Raw genomic sequence first — 13,729 nt, forward strand, 5'->3', positions numbered from 1 at the left:
GCCGGACGGTCCCTGCCGCCACCGGAGCCGCGCGTGGCTTTCCCGTACGGCCCCCCGCAGGCCGCCGGGACTCCCCACAGACGCCCGAAAGGCAGTGATCCCCTTGAGCGGTCCCCCGGACGCGCACGACCCCGACACCGCATCCGAGACCTTCGACCGACTGCGGTACGCCGGGGTCTTCGCCCTGCTCTTCCTCTTCGGCACGGAGACCTTCCTGGTCTCTCCCCTCCTGCCCACCATCGCGGACGACATCGACGTCAGCGAGGCCGCCGCGGCCTCCAGCGTCACCGCGTACGTCCTCGTGTACGCGATCTGCGCGCCGTTCCTCGGCCTGCTCAGCGACCGGTTCGGACGGCGGCGGACCCTGGTGGCCGGTGCCGCGCTCTTCCTCGTGTCCAACGCCATCGCCGCGCTCTCCACCGGGCTGGCGCTGCTGGTCGTCTCCCGCGCCGTCGCCGGTCTCGCCGCCGCCGCCGCGGGGCCCGCGATCTGGGCCCATATCGCCGAGACCGCGCCCGACCGGGTACGCGGCCGGGCCCTCGGCCTCGGTATGGCGCTCTTCTCCTGCGGCCAGGTGATCGGCGTACCGCTCGGCGCGGTGCTCGCCGGATGGGCGGGCTGGCGCTCGGCGTTCCTCGCCATGGCCGTGGCCACCGCCCTCGCGCTGCCGCTGCTGCTGCGCCAGCTCCCCGCGAGTGCCAGCCGCCCGGCCGAGGTCGGCGCGGTCAGGGCCGTGCTCGCCGGCTGGAGCGATCCGACGCTCCGCAAGGCGCTCACCGTCAACACGGTCTTCCACGCGGCCAATCTGGGCGCCTACACCTTCCTGGGCGCCCTGCTCGTCGACCGCTTCGACCTGTCCGTCTCGGAACTCGGACTCGTCGGCATCCTGGTCGGGGCGGGCAGTGTGGCCGGCTCCCTGCTCGGCGGCCGGCTGGGCGACCGGGCCCGCGCCGCCGGGGGCAGCCAGGTGCCGCTGCTGCCCCTGTGGGGAGTCCTGATGGCGGCGGGCATCACCCTGTCGGCGTGGGGTCCCGGACTGGTGCTCGCGCTCGCCGGGGTGACCCTGTGGTTCGTGGCCAGCGGCGGCTTCGTCACCGACCAGCAGACGCTGGCGGGCACCGTCAACCCGGAGCTGCGCGCCACCTCCAGCGCCTGGCTGACCTCGACCATGTACGCGGGCACCGGTATCGGCGCCTGGGCCGTGGGTTCGTTCACCGAGGTCGCCACGGGCACGCTGGTCATCGGCACCGGTCTGGCGCTCCTCGCGGCGCTGGGCGCGCTCACCGTCGGCGCGGGTGCGCGCAAGTCCGTACGGCGGGACGAACCGGCGGATCCGATCCCCGGACAGGATCAGCCGGCCTGACGCCCCGCTCCCGCGCCCGGATCGACGGACCGGAGGGGCCGCTCGGTGAGGGCCCCCATCCGGGCGCGGTCCGTGGCGGACGCCGGTGTGAAGAGAAGCACCAGCGCGCTGGGGTCGTCCACCGGGTGGAAGGAGGAGAGCGACAGCTCGATCCCGCCGATCCCGGCCGGCTCCACGACGACCGTACGGGCCGTCAGCTCCGCCACCGAGTGGCATCCCCACCAGTGGCGGAGCTCCGGCGCGTCCTCGTCCAGACGCCGGTAGACCTCGTCGGTCCGGGGGTCCTCCAGCGCGGGTCCCGCCTGCGCGCGGAAGTGCTGGAAGACATTCATGGCCAGCGGCTCCCAGTCCCGCAGCACCGTCCGCAGCCGCTGGTCGGCCACCATCAGCCACATCAGGTTGCGGCGGTCCGCGGGGACGGTCTCCGGGCTGCCCCACAGCGCTCCCCACGCGGCGTTCCAGCCCAGCAGATCGAAGTACCGGTCCAGCAGGACGGCCGGACTGGCCGTCCAGGAGTCCAGCACCGGCTGGACGGCGGCGGCCAGCTCACCGCTGCCGCCGTCCTCGTCGGCGGAGAGCGCGGGATCGTGATACCCCGCCAGCCGCATCGCGTGCCGCTGCCCCGCCGCGTCGAGCCGCAGCGCCCGGGTGACCGCCCCCAGCACCTGCCGGGAAGCGGTCACCCGGCCCTGTTCCAGCCAGGTGTACCAGGCCAGCCCCACCCCCGAGAGCGAGGCCACCTCCTCCCTGCGCAGCCCGGGGGTGCGCCTGCGGGCGGTGGCCACCAGCCCGACGTCGGCGGGCTTGAGCAGCTCTCGGTGGGCTCGGAGGAACGCGCCGAGTTTCGCGCTGGGGAGGGGAGTTGACATCGTGGCTCCTCGGCCGGACGGGACGGCGTGTCGGCGGGCCCGTCGAAGTGCCCGCCCGCTCAGCGTAGTCGGACGCTCACCGGCGCGGAGCGAGCCGCCAGAGCCGTACGGGCATCCCGCTGACCCGGCCCCGCTCGCGCTGGCGCCGCCAGGCGCTCTCGCCGACCGCGGTGAAGAACGCGGCCCGCCGGGCCGGTTCGACGAGCCGGGCGTAGTAGTCGCCGAAGGTCGCCGCGTGGAAGTGCTCGTACTGGCCCTCGCTCTCGACGGTGACCACCGCGTCGCGCTCCAGATAGGAGTCGACGTGGAAGAACCGCTCCAGCAGCGCGCCCAGATCGGCGCCCGTACGGGTCCTGGTCGCGATGGGCAGCACCCCGCCGCCGGAGAAGAGCGAGGGCACCGCGTCCCGTTCGGCGCCGAGGGCGACGAGCGCGTCCCGGACGATGTCGTCCTCGCCGCCCAGTCCGTGCGCGTCCCGGTCCGGATGGTAGGTGGTCAGCAGGAAGACCCCGTCCGGGGTGAGTTGCCGGCTGATCCAGTCGAGCGTGCGCTCCTCGTCCGGGTACAGCCAGTGCAGCACCGACGTCATGGTCACCACGTCCGCGCGGTCGGGCAGTTCGGGCGGCGCCGTCAGATCGGCCTGGTGCAGCCGGACCCGGTCGCCGTGCGCCCGCAGCCGTTCCGCGGCCTCGGCGATACGGTGCTCGGAACGCTCCAGGCCGACGGCCAGCCGCAGGGACGGATGCCGCCCCAGTGCCTCGTGCAGCAACTGGCCGATGCCGCTGCCGAGATCGAGCAGCACCTCGGGCTCGCCGGTCACCCGGTCGAGCACCCAGTCGCGGTCATGGACCTGCCGCAGCGCGCTGGCGTGCGCGTAACCGGCGAGGGTACGGGCCTGGATCTCGGTGGCGGACGCGGTCACGGACTGACCTCCTGAGGAGCGGCGGACGGGGCGGGTTCGTCGATGAGCCGTTCGAGCCGTTCCCGGACGGAGCTCTGGTCGTACCGCTTGTAGAGATTGATGCGGTTGCGTGCCAGATCGCCCCGGTGGACGTACTCGTACAGATGCTGGCGCTGTCCGAAGGCGTCGCCGGTCAGTTCCCAGGCGAGCCGGAACAGCCGGGACTTGCGGTCCGCGTCGATACCGCGTCCGCGCATGTACCGGTCGAGATGGGGGCGCAGCCGGGGGTGCGCGAGATCGTTCTCGGTGGGCTGCATCAGCAGTCCCGAGGCGCCGATCCCGCGCACGATGGCGACCGCGCTCTCGGCGACCTCCGCGGACCAGACCCGGCTGGCCGCGGTGTCCCCGGGAGCCAGCAGACCGCTGTCGGTGACGGTGGCCCGCGCCTCGGCCGCGTCCAGGAAGAGCTCGGTGAGTTCGGCGTACCCGGCCAGCCGCCCCAGGTCCTCCTGGATGTTGCGGAAGCCGTCCACACCGATGCTCTCGGCGACGAGGGTGGCCGTGGCCAGCAGGGTACGCAGCCGCTCCCGGTAGCGGACATGGCCGATATAGGCGCTCCAGGCGTTGATCCGGCCCAGTCCGCGCCGGGCCAGCTCACCGTCGCGCAGCAGGAACACCCGGTCCCAGGGCACGGTCACATCGTCGAAGAACAGCATGGCGTCCTGCTCGTCGAAGCGCGCGCCCAGCGGATGCGCGTGCCCCCAGGCGCTGCCGCCGAGCGGTTCGCGGCACAGGGTCACCAGACCGGGGGTGTTGAGCGGCAGGGCGAACCAGACCACGAACTGCTCACCGCGGCGCTGGGTGAAGGACGCCGACAGATAGACGAGCACCTCGTGGGCGAGGGGCGCGAGCGTGGTGAGCTGCTTGGCCCCGCGCACGACGATGCCCCGGTCGTTCTCCTCCAGCACCCGCAGGGCGAGATCGGGGTCGTCGACCGGATCGGTGGAGCGGTCGATCTGCGGATCGCCGAGGGCGTGCGAGAGCACCAGGTCGTTGGCCGCGCAATGGCGGTACCACGCCTCGGCGTTGGCGCCGAACCCCGGACGCGCCTGCTCCAGCTGATGGCGGAAGTCGTGCACGCCGACCGCGATGGACGCCATGAAGGCGGGCGAACGGCCGTGCTGCCCCAGGGACTCGGCGTGCCAGAACTCGGCGCTGCGCCGCTGTACGCGCAGCTCCTCCAGGGTGCGCGGCGGCTGGTAGCCACGGGCGAGCCGCGCTCCGGTGTCCGGGTCCTTCCAGGTCAGCAGCTCGTGATGGGCGGGATCGTGCTGGAGGTCCAGCAGCCGGGCGAGCTCGTCGACCGCGGGCCCGAAGGCGGGGTGCGCCGCGGGGTCGGTGACGCGCGTGCCGTCCAGATACAGTTCGCGGCCGTCGTTCAGCTCGGCCCGGTAGCGGTCGCCGGTGAGCAGACCCCTCCCCGGCGCCGAGGTGTCCAGTCGGGTCATGCGCGGGCTCCTGTCGACGTCATCGGTTGGTGGTGGAGGGTGCGGTACCGGCCGTCGTGGTACAGCAGCGGCTCGCCCTGACCGACGTCCGCCGCGACCACCCGGCCGACGAGAATGGCGTGGTCGCCGCCGGGCAGGACACTGTGCAGCCGGCAGTCGAACCAGGCCAGGCTGTCCTCCAGGACGGGCGCCCCGGTGTCCTCGCGCATCGGGGCATGGGTGAAGAAACCGAGCGCGTGACCGGCGCCGGGAGCGGCGAACCGCCGGGCGAGCGGCTCCTGGGCCGCGCCCAGTACGGACACGGCGTACCGGGCGCTGGCGCGTACCGCCGCGGCCAGCGGACTGCGGGCGTCGACCGCCACACTGATCAGCAGCGGCTCCAGGGAGAGCGTGCAGAGCGAGGAGACCGTCTTGGCGAAGACGTCCTCGCCCGAGCGCGCGGTGAGTACGGCGACCCCGGTGGTCCAGCGCCGTGAGGCGCCCCGGTACGCCTCCGCCTCGGCGCTCCGGGCGGGCCGGCGGGCGGGGCTCACCGCAGCCTCACCCGGTACGCGCGCAGCCACTCGTCGACCTGGACGAGATGGTCGAGTCCGCCGACCGGATTGGGGGCGGTGCGCGGGCTGGGCAGGGGGCGGCCCTCGGCGAGCGCGCGGCGTACGGTCTCCCGGTCGACCAGGTCGAAGACCGGCGCCTGGGTGTCGGCGAGCAGCTCGTGCGCGCGGGCGGTGAGCACCTCCGTGTAGCGCACGGCGGGTGTGGAGGGATAGCCGCTCTTGGGCCGGTCCGCGACCTGCTGGGGCAGCAGATCGCGGACGGCGTCCCGCAGCAGGCCCTTCGACCGGCCGCCGGGCGTCTTGACCGCCCAGGGCACGTTCGCCACGTAGTCCACCAGCCGGTGGTCGCAGAACGGCACCCGGACCTCCAGACCGACGGACATGCTGACCCGGTCCACCCGTTCCAGGAGCGGCGGCAGCCAGCGGGTGAGCGCGAGATGGAAGATCTCGCGGATCCGGCGGTCGGCGCCCTCCTCGCCCTCCAGCCGCGGTACGTCGGCCAGCGAGCGGCGGTACTGCTCGGCGGTGTACTCCTCGGGTCTGACCTCCGCGGCCACCTCGGGCCGGAGCAGCGCGGCCGGGGTCGTGCGGCCGTGCAGCCAGGGGAAGGTGTCCGCGGCGAGCGCCGCGGGATCGTGGAAGTAGGGGTAGCCGCCGAAGATCTCGTCGGCGGCCTCGCCGGACAGGGCCACCGTGGAACGTCTGCGCACCTCGCGGAAGAGGAGATGCAGTGACGCGTCCATCTCGCCCCAGCCGGGCCGGTCCCGGGCGCGCAGTACGGCGTCACGGGCGTCCAGCAGATCGTCGTCCGGGATGAGCACGGAGGTGTGGAGGGTGCCGATGTGCTCGGCGGCGGCCTGGACGAAGGGCGCGTCCGCGCTGGTGCGCCAGGCGTCCGGGGCGCGGTCGGCGCTGCCGGGGAAGTCCACCGAGAAGCTGGTCACCTTGGAGTGGCCCGCGCGTTCCCGGGCCGCCGCCGCGAGTGCGGTGACGGCGCTGGAGTCGACACCGCCGGAGAGCAGGGTGCAGAGCGGGACATCGCTGAGGAGCTGGCGTTCGACGGTGTCGGCGAGCAGCGCCCGTACGGTCTCACGGGTGGTCGCGGGGTCGTCGGGGTGCGCGCGGGCGGTGGGCCGCCAGTAGAGGGCGGTACGGGTCGCGCCGCGCCGTACGGTGACGGTCTGGCCGGGGAGCACCTCGTGCAGTCCCCGGAAGACGCCGTGGCCCGCGGTCGGCGCGGCGGGCAGGGCGAACAGTTCCGCGATGCCCTCGGCGTCGAGTTCGGCGTGGAAGAGCGGGTGGGCCAGTACGGCCTTGGGCTCGGAGCCGAAGAGCACCCCGGAGGCGTGCGGATGCCAGTACAGCGGCTTGACGCCCAAGTGGTCGCGGACCAGGAGGAGTTCCTGGCGGCGGTCGTCCCACAGCGCGTACGCGAAGATGCCGTTGAAGCGGCGGGGCGCGTCGGCTCCCCACTGGAGATGGGCCCGCAGGACGACCTCCGTGTCGGAGCGGGTACGGAACTCATGGCCGAGCGCGCGCAACTCCCGGCGCAGCTCGGGGTAGTTGTACAGCTCGCCGTTGTAGGTGAGCACGGTGCGCGGTCCGTCGCCCGCGGTCGTGCCCATGGGCTGGGCGCCGTCGTCGGGCGCGATGACGGCGAGCCTGCGGTGGCCGAGGGCGGCGTGCCGGGAGAGCAGGACGCCGGAGTCGTCGGGACCGCGGCAGGCGAGCGTCCCGGTCATCGCCCGGAGCGTCGCCTCCTCGTTCCGGAGATCGGTTTCCCAGTCGATCCAGCCGGTGACTCCGCACATCAGGGCTCCTGGAGTTCGTCGGTGGGGGAGGGCGCGGCAGCGGCGGCGGAAGGCGCGGTGGCCTCCCAGCGGCAGCCGTGTCCCGTGGGGCCGGTGCGCAACTGGTGCGCGGGCACATAGCCCTTGGCGCGGATATTGGCGCTCAGGGCCTCGGTGCAGTACGTGCAGGGGGAGGCCAGCGTGAGCCGTACCCCGTTGCGGCGGGCCTGTTCGCGGTAGTCCCAGATGGCGCAGTGGGTGATGGTGAGCGCGGCGTGCGCGGGGGTCGTCGGCGCGGTGCCGTCGTGGGACCCGTCACCGAACTCGTCGTCGAACTCGTAGTCGGAACCGTAGAGTTCGGCCTGACGGGCGATCCGGTGGACGGGATCGCCGGCGCCCCGGCCGTGATCGGGTTCCACCTGGCGGTGCACCCCGGCGTTGGCGCGGGCCCAGTCGGCGAGGATCGCCTCGCCGTAGCGGGCCACGAGGAAACGTTCCATCAGGGCTTGGCCCCGGAAGAAGACACGCTGCCATTCGGCGGCCGGGGCGGTGCGGGCGTCCGGCAGATCGGCGAAGAGTTCGGCCTGGAGGGCGAACCAGTCGGTGAGATGGACCTCGTCGCCGAGCGAGGCGAGCAGTCCGGTCAGACCGGCCTCGGCCTCGTGGAGCCGCTGCCGCCACAGGGCGGAACGCTCGGCGTCGGGCATCGAGCGGTACGGATTGCGGGACTTCTCGGGTCGTACGGCGCCGGTAGCGCCCTCGGCGCCGGATGTGCCGGGGTCCGGCAGGACCGTCGTCCGGGCGCGTGCGCTGTCGGCGGATTCCGTCTCGGGCGGCGTACCGGCACCGTGCGCGGCGGTGTCGCGCGAACCGGCGCGGGCGATGCCTCCTTCGGCCGCGTCGCTCATCGGGATCTCCTTGGCCAGGCGTGGGGTGAGGACCGGGAAGCTCCTGGTCCGCCCGTAACGCTAGGTACGGCGCCGGGGCGCCCAGAAGCCCCGAACGGAGTCGGTAACGGCGACGATCAGCCCACGCGGCATGCTCCAAAGGTCGCCCGTCGCCGGGGAGTTGGGTCCCTCCGAGGGGGGTGCCGGTCGCATGGGGTGCCGTACGTGCCGTGCGTGCCGTATGTGTTCTCGCCCCGGCGGGCGCGCGTTCGCGCTGCGGTACGCGTCCGGACACGGGAAGAGGCCGCGCGCCAGGTGTGCGGCGGGTGTGCGGCGGCGGCACGGGGACCGTGACCCGGGACCGGTCACCGCACCGGTCCCGGGGCCGGGTCAGCCCTCCAGGCCGTGGCGGTGGGCGTAGAGCGCCGCGCGCAGGCGGTCCGACTGGCCCGTCTTGCGCATCGCCTGGGTGAGGTGCTTCTTCACCGTCGCCTCCGCGAGGGCGAGTTCGCGGCCGATCTCCGCGTTGCTCAGACCCCGGGCGAGCTGTGCGAGCACCTGGCGCTCACGCCCCGTCAGCCCGCAGTGCTGCGGCAGCGGTTCGCCCGCGTGGCCCGCCAGACTGGCCGGATGGACCTGGACCGGCGGGGGCGCCGGCAGGAAGACCGTCGCCCCGGCCGCCGCCATCGACACCGTGCTGATGATCCGGTCCTCGGCCAGTTCGAGCGGGAAGCAGCCGCTCGCCCCCGCGAGCAGCATCCGGCTGGCCTCCGTGGTGCTCTCGGCCCGCCGCAGCAGCAGGATCCGCGCGCCCGGGAAGCCCTCGGGACCGCGCAGCCGGACCACCGCGGACAGATCGTCGCCCAGCGTGTCACCGCCGCCGAGCAGGATGACATCGGGACGGATCCGGCGTACGGCCTCCAGCGCGCGGTCAGGGTTGCCCGAGCTGCCGACCACCGCCATGTCGGGCACCGGCCCCAGCACGCTGCGCAGTCCCGCGCACGCCACCGGATGACGTTCCACCAGGAACACCCGGGTGGGCAGCGTCTCGCGATGGGCGGACTCCGCGCACAGCGGATGTCCGCAGGTGCAGCCCGCGGGCGCCGGATTCAGCCGGGGCGGGACCGCCGGGCCCGGTCTGCGGTCCTCCGGCTCGGCGAGCATCTGATGGCCCGCGATCAGATCGAGCGGATTGTCGATCTCGCTGTGCAGCGCCTCGGGACCCGTCCGCCCGAGCAGCGCGCGGGACGCCCGGCGCGCCGACTGCCGCCGGCCGCACCCGGCGCCGGGGTCCGCCTCGGTCAGGAGTTCCATGACGGGCCACCCCTCGGGCGGCGGGAGGCGGTCGTTCTGGGAGCACGTTCTCGGAAGTGGCATGGCATCGCGCTGCGTTCCCCTCGGATACGACGGTGACGCCGGAGTTCTCCGCGTATCCCTGGCCTGCCATCAGGTCGGCGGCCTGCCATCAGGTCGGCGGTGACCTGGGCTGAGGGACGGAAGGGGCCCGGCAGGAGGAGGAGAGGGCGCCGCTGTTCGGGGAAGAGCCGAAGGTCAGCGCCGTACGAGGGCGCTACACAGCTCGTCGAAGCACCTGCGGTGCCATGAGCCGCCGATACCGACCAAGGTGAAGTCGGTGCGCGGAATAGCCATATTTACAGCCTAGTAAGGGGCTTGCTGTGGGTCAATATCGGCCAGGGCAGCACCGGTCACACTCAGGCGTGTACCGGGTCCGCCGGATCCTATGACCTCCGGTATCAGCATGAACCGCTGCCTGGCTGACGGTGTTGACATCCCTCATTCTTCGACACGGCGGCCCGGTCCGGCCTCAACGGGCCTGACGGCCCCGTGCCGGTCCATCCCTCCGACCGAACCCCCGCGGCCGAGGGGCTCCGACGACCGTGGCCGCACCACGGCCGCACCGGGCCGTTCCGTGGCCGTTCCGTAGCCGTTCCACGCGAACGGACCTTCCGGACGGGCACCGGCGGCGGTTCCGCACCGGCCCTGACGGCGGTGCCGTACCGGCCACCCCGGGACCGTGCCACCGAACCCGTGCCGCGCCGCCACCCCGATCTCCTGGAAGGACCGCTCATGTCTGGCCACCCACGCCCGCCCGCCGCCGGCAGCCCCGGTGTCCTCGCCCGGCGGGCCGACGGGTGAGGCGCTTCCTGCTGCGCCGGCTGCTGCTGGCCGTGCCCACCCTGCTCGGTGTCACGGTCGTGGTCTTCCTGACGGTCGCCCTGATCCCGGGCGACCCGGTCGGCGCCCTGCTGGGGCCCGGCGCCCCGCCGGAGTCCCGGCGGGAGCTGACGGAACGGCTCGGCCTCGGTGAGCCGGTGCCGGTCCAGTACGCCAACTGGCTCTGGCACGCCCTCCATCTCGACCTCGGTGTCTCCATCTCCGCCCAGCGCCCGGTGGCGGAAGTGCTGCTGCCCGCGCTCGGCCAGACCCTGCTGCTCACCGCCGTCGCGTTCACGCTGGTCGTCACCGGAGGGACCGTGCTCGGCGCGCTCGGGGCCCTGCGCCCCCGCGGAGCGCTGGGACGGCTGTCCTCCGCGCTCAACACGCTCGCGGTGTCCGCCCCCCAGTACTCGGTGGCGCTGCTGCTGATCGCCGTCTTCGCCGTATGGCTGCGCTGGCTGCCCGCGGGCGGCACCCACGATGTCTTCGGCGGCGGCGGCCCGTTCGATCTCGTACGCCATCTCGTGCTGCCCGCGACCGCCGCCGCGCTCGTCCCCCTGGGCCTCACCGCCCGGGTGTTCCGTACCGCGCTCGGCTCCGTGCTCACCTCGGATCTCGCGGACAGCCTGCGGGCCCGCGGTCTCAGCAGGACCGCTGTTCTGCGGCACTGCGTCCACAACGCCTCTCCCGCCCTGCTCACCATCGGCGGGCTCCAGCTCGCCTATCTGCTGGAGGGGGTGGTCTTCGTGGAGACCCTCTTCGCCTGGCCCGGAGTCGGGCGGCTGCTGTACGACGCGCTCACCGCGCGGGACCTCCCGCTCGTCCAGGGCGGGGTATTGCTGGTCGCGGTCGCGTTCGTCGGTATCAACATCCTGGTCGACGCGGCGCACGCGCTCATCGACCCCCGGGTCAGGAGCGCGCGATGACACCGGTAACCGCGACGGCGCGGACAGCGCGGGGAACAACACGGAAGGCACCGAAGGAACAGCGGCCGGAGAAGGCCCGGGAGGCACGAGGGGCGCGGAAGGCAGGGAAGAGGACACCGCCAGGACGGTACGGGCCGGGGCTGCTGGTGCCCGCGGGGCTCGCCGCCGTTCTTCTGCTGCTGGCCGTCGCCGGGCCCTGGCTCGCCCCTCAGGACCCGGCCGCCGGATCCCTGGACGACCGGCTGCTCGGTCTCTGGACACCCGGCCATCCGCTGGGCACCGACACCCAGGGCCGCGACATGCTGAGCCGGCTGATCGTGGCCGTACGCCCGTCCCTGATCGGCGGGCTGCTGCCGGTGGCCGTCGCGGCCGTGGCGGGCACACTCCTGGGCGCGGTCGCCGGTCTCGCCGGACGGGTCACCGAGCAGGTCCTCCTCCGTACGCTCGACGTGCTCTACGCGTTCCCCGGGGTACTGCTCGCCATCGCCGTCGCCTCCCTGCTGGAACCCGGACTGAGCACCACCGTGATCTCCCTGTCCTTCGTGCTCACCCCGGCGGTGGCCCGGGTCTCCTTCACCGAGGTACGGCGCATCCGCACCGCCGAGTATCTGGAGGCGGCCCTGGTGAGCGGCGCGGGCCGGACCGCCGTGGTGCTCCGTCAGGTCGCCCCGGTCGTCGCCCCCGTCGTACTGGTCTACTGCTCGTCGCTCGTCGGCCTGGCCATCGTCTACGCGGCCGGCCTCTCCTTCCTCGGACTGGGGGTGGCACCCCCCGACCCCGAATGGGGCGCGATGCTCGACGAATCACGGCCCGCCCTGCTGACCCACCCCGGCGTCGCGGTCCTGCCCGCCGTCACCATCCTGGCCGTCTCGGTGGTCTTCAACACCCTCGGCGACGCCCTGCGCGCCCGGACCGGCGACAGCCGGGCGCTGCGCCCGGAGGCCGTCCGATGAGCCTCTTCCCGGCGAGCGCGCCGGCGCTCTCCGTCACGGAACTGACCGTCCGCTACCCGGGACCGGCCGGTCCTGTCCTCGCCGTCGACCGTGTCTCCCTCACCGTCGAACCGGGCGGCGCGCTGGTCCTCGTCGGTGAATCGGGCAGCGGCAAGACCACCGTCGCCAGAACGGTCCTCGGACTGCCCGGCCACGGGGCCGAGGTCACCGGGCGCGTAGAGCTCGACGGCACCGATCTGCGCCCGCTGGACGAGCGCGCCCTGTCCCGGATACGCGGCCGGCGCATCGGATACGTACCGCAGGACCCGACGGGCTCGCTGGACCCCCTGCGCCGGATCGGCTCCCAGCTCACCGAGGTACTGCTGCGCCACGGCATCGCCACCGGGCGCGGAGCCGCCCGCGCGGCCGTGCCCGGTCTGCTCGAACGGGCCGGGATCGGCGAACCGGACCGGATCGCCCGGAGCTACCCCCACGAACTGTCCGGGGGACTGCGCCAGCGGGCGGCGATCGCCCTGGCCGTGTCCTGTGCCCCGGGACTCCTGGTGGCCGACGAGCCCACCACCGCCCTGGACGCGGTGGTCCGGTCGCAGATCCTCGATCTGTTCGCGTCCCTGCGCGCCGTACACGGGATCGCTCTGCTGATGGTCACCCATGACCTCACTGCGGCACGGCGGATCGGCGGCCGGGTCGCCGTCATGCGCGGCGGCCGGATCGTCGAGTCGGGGGAGGCGGACCAGGTGCTCTCCCGCCCACGGCACCCCTACGCGGCCGAACTGGTGGCCGCCGGGGCGGGAGCCGCCGCCGTGCCGGGGGAGGGAGACCGCCGATGACCGAGGCCCTGCTCTCCCTCACCGGAGTGACCAAGCACTACCCGGGCACCGGAGCGGCCGAGCGTGCCGCGGGCGGCGAGCGCGCCGACGCCCGGCCCGCCCTGGACCGGGTCTCGCTGACCGTCGCTCCGGGCGAGACGGTCGGACTGGTCGGCGAGTCCGGCTCGGGGAAGTCCACCCTCGCCCGGCTGAGCCTCGGTCTGCTCGCGCCGACCTCGGGCACCGTACGGTTCGCCGGGCACGATCCGTACCGGCTGCGCGGCCGGTCCGCCCGGCCCGTACGCGCCCGGCTCCAGTTCGTACCGCAGCATCCGCGCGGCTCCCTGAACCCGGCCCTGCGGGCGGGTGAGGCGGTGGCCTTCGCCCTGCGGACCCAGGGCACACCCCGGCGCGAACGCTCCGACCGGACCGCCGAGCTGTTCCGCCGGGTCGGGCTCGATCCGGCGCTGGCGCTGCGCTATCCGCGAGAGCTGTCCGGGGGGCAGCTCCAGCGGGTGGCGGTGGCCCGCGCGCTGGCGACCGGCCCCGACCTGGTGGTCTGCGACGAACCGACCTCGGCGCTCGATCTCCGCGTCCAGGCCCAGGTGCTGGATCTGCTCGTCGAGCTCCAGGAGAGCCGGGGGCTCGCGTATCTCTTCATCTCCCACGATCTGGCCGTGGTCCGCCGGCTGGCCCACCGGGTGGTGGTGCTGAGGCGGGGCCGGGTGGTGGAGGAGGGCCCGGCGGCGGACCTCTGGGCGGCGCCCCGCCATCCGTACACCCGGGCGCTGCTCGCCGCCGCCACCGTGGCGGCGGTCCCGTCCGATACGGCTGCCGCGGGCACGGCCGCCGCCCCCGGCCCAGCCGCCCTCGGCTCCACCATCTCCGGCTCCGCCCCCTCCGACACCACTTCCGGCACCCCCTTCGACGCCGCCGTCGAACCCTCCGCGCCGCTCTGACCGGCCCACGCCGATCACGCGCCGATCCGCCG

12 protein-coding genes are annotated in these 13,729 nt (G+C 73.8%); 5 read left to right on the forward strand and 7 right to left on the reverse strand.

All coding sequences use genetic code 11. The annotated features are described in order from the left end of the window. Positions 1–103: 103 nt before the first annotated feature. The gene (locus ACWGDX_RS09135; protein ID WP_453623725.1) at positions 104–1,363 is read left to right on the forward strand and encodes an MFS transporter; all 1,260 of its coding nucleotides are present in this window, start codon (positions 104–106) and stop codon (positions 1,361–1,363) included. On the opposite strand, the gene ACWGDX_RS09140 is transcribed toward ACWGDX_RS09135, so the two are convergent. The 7 genes from ACWGDX_RS09140 to ACWGDX_RS09170 form a co-directional block, all read right to left on the reverse strand. Continuing rightward, complete coding sequence (locus ACWGDX_RS09140) at positions 1,351–2,232, reverse strand: helix-turn-helix domain-containing protein (protein ID WP_453623727.1); 882 nt, start codon at positions 2,230–2,232, stop codon at positions 1,351–1,353. The two genes, ACWGDX_RS09135 and ACWGDX_RS09140, sit on opposite strands and share 13 nt — an antisense overlap. A 76-nt stretch (positions 2,233–2,308) precedes the next feature. After that, complete coding sequence (locus ACWGDX_RS09145) at positions 2,309–3,154, reverse strand: class I SAM-dependent methyltransferase (RefSeq protein ID WP_453623729.1); 846 nt, start codon at positions 3,152–3,154, stop codon at positions 2,309–2,311. After that, a complete protein-coding gene (locus ACWGDX_RS09150; protein WP_453623731.1) occupies positions 3,151–4,641 on the reverse strand; it encodes a 4-hydroxyphenylacetate 3-hydroxylase family protein in 1,491 nt (496 codons plus the stop codon). Before ACWGDX_RS09150 ends, ACWGDX_RS09145 begins: the two co-directional genes overlap by 4 nt. After that, entirely contained in the window at positions 4,638–5,174 is a 537-nt protein-coding gene (locus ACWGDX_RS09155; protein ID WP_382862585.1) for a flavin reductase family protein, read from the reverse strand. The genes ACWGDX_RS09150 and ACWGDX_RS09155 overlap by 4 nt, the downstream gene beginning before the upstream one ends. Further along, positions 5,171–7,006 (reverse strand): asparagine synthase (glutamine-hydrolyzing), encoded by a 1,836-nt coding sequence (gene asnB, locus ACWGDX_RS09160; RefSeq protein ID WP_453623733.1) that lies wholly within the window; start codon positions 7,004–7,006, stop codon positions 5,171–5,173. Before asnB ends, ACWGDX_RS09155 begins: the two co-directional genes overlap by 4 nt. Continuing rightward, positions 7,006–7,893: a hypothetical protein gene (locus ACWGDX_RS09165; RefSeq protein ID WP_453623735.1), complete on the reverse strand. Its 888-nt coding sequence runs from the start codon at positions 7,891–7,893 to the stop codon at positions 7,006–7,008. The genes asnB and ACWGDX_RS09165 overlap by 1 nt, the downstream gene beginning before the upstream one ends. Before the next feature lie 369 nt (positions 7,894–8,262). Continuing rightward, positions 8,263–9,186, reverse strand: coding sequence for a response regulator transcription factor (locus tag ACWGDX_RS09170; protein WP_453623737.1), 924 nt, complete (start codon positions 9,184–9,186; stop codon positions 8,263–8,265). An 839-nt stretch (positions 9,187–10,025) separates the two neighbouring features. Here ACWGDX_RS09170 and ACWGDX_RS09175 point away from each other — a divergent pair. The 4 genes from ACWGDX_RS09175 to ACWGDX_RS09190 are packed head-to-tail and all read left to right on the forward strand — an operon-like array spanning position 10,026 to position 13,697. Further along, positions 10,026–10,976, forward strand: coding sequence for an ABC transporter permease (locus ACWGDX_RS09175; RefSeq protein WP_453623739.1), 951 nt, complete (start codon positions 10,026–10,028; stop codon positions 10,974–10,976). Continuing rightward, complete coding sequence (locus ACWGDX_RS09180; protein WP_453623741.1) at positions 10,973–11,929, forward strand: ABC transporter permease; 957 nt, start codon at positions 10,973–10,975, stop codon at positions 11,927–11,929. The genes ACWGDX_RS09175 and ACWGDX_RS09180 overlap by 4 nt, the downstream gene beginning before the upstream one ends. Further along, entirely contained in the window at positions 11,926–12,759 is an 834-nt protein-coding gene (locus ACWGDX_RS09185) for an ABC transporter ATP-binding protein (protein WP_453623743.1), read from the forward strand. Before ACWGDX_RS09180 ends, ACWGDX_RS09185 begins: the two co-directional genes overlap by 4 nt. Next, positions 12,756–13,697 (forward strand): ATP-binding cassette domain-containing protein, encoded by a 942-nt coding sequence (locus ACWGDX_RS09190; RefSeq protein ID WP_453623745.1) that lies wholly within the window; start codon positions 12,756–12,758, stop codon positions 13,695–13,697. The genes ACWGDX_RS09185 and ACWGDX_RS09190 overlap by 4 nt, the downstream gene beginning before the upstream one ends. The last annotated feature ends 32 nt before the right edge of the window (positions 13,698–13,729 follow it).

It is taken from the genome of Streptomyces sp. NPDC055025, assembly GCF_053608565.1.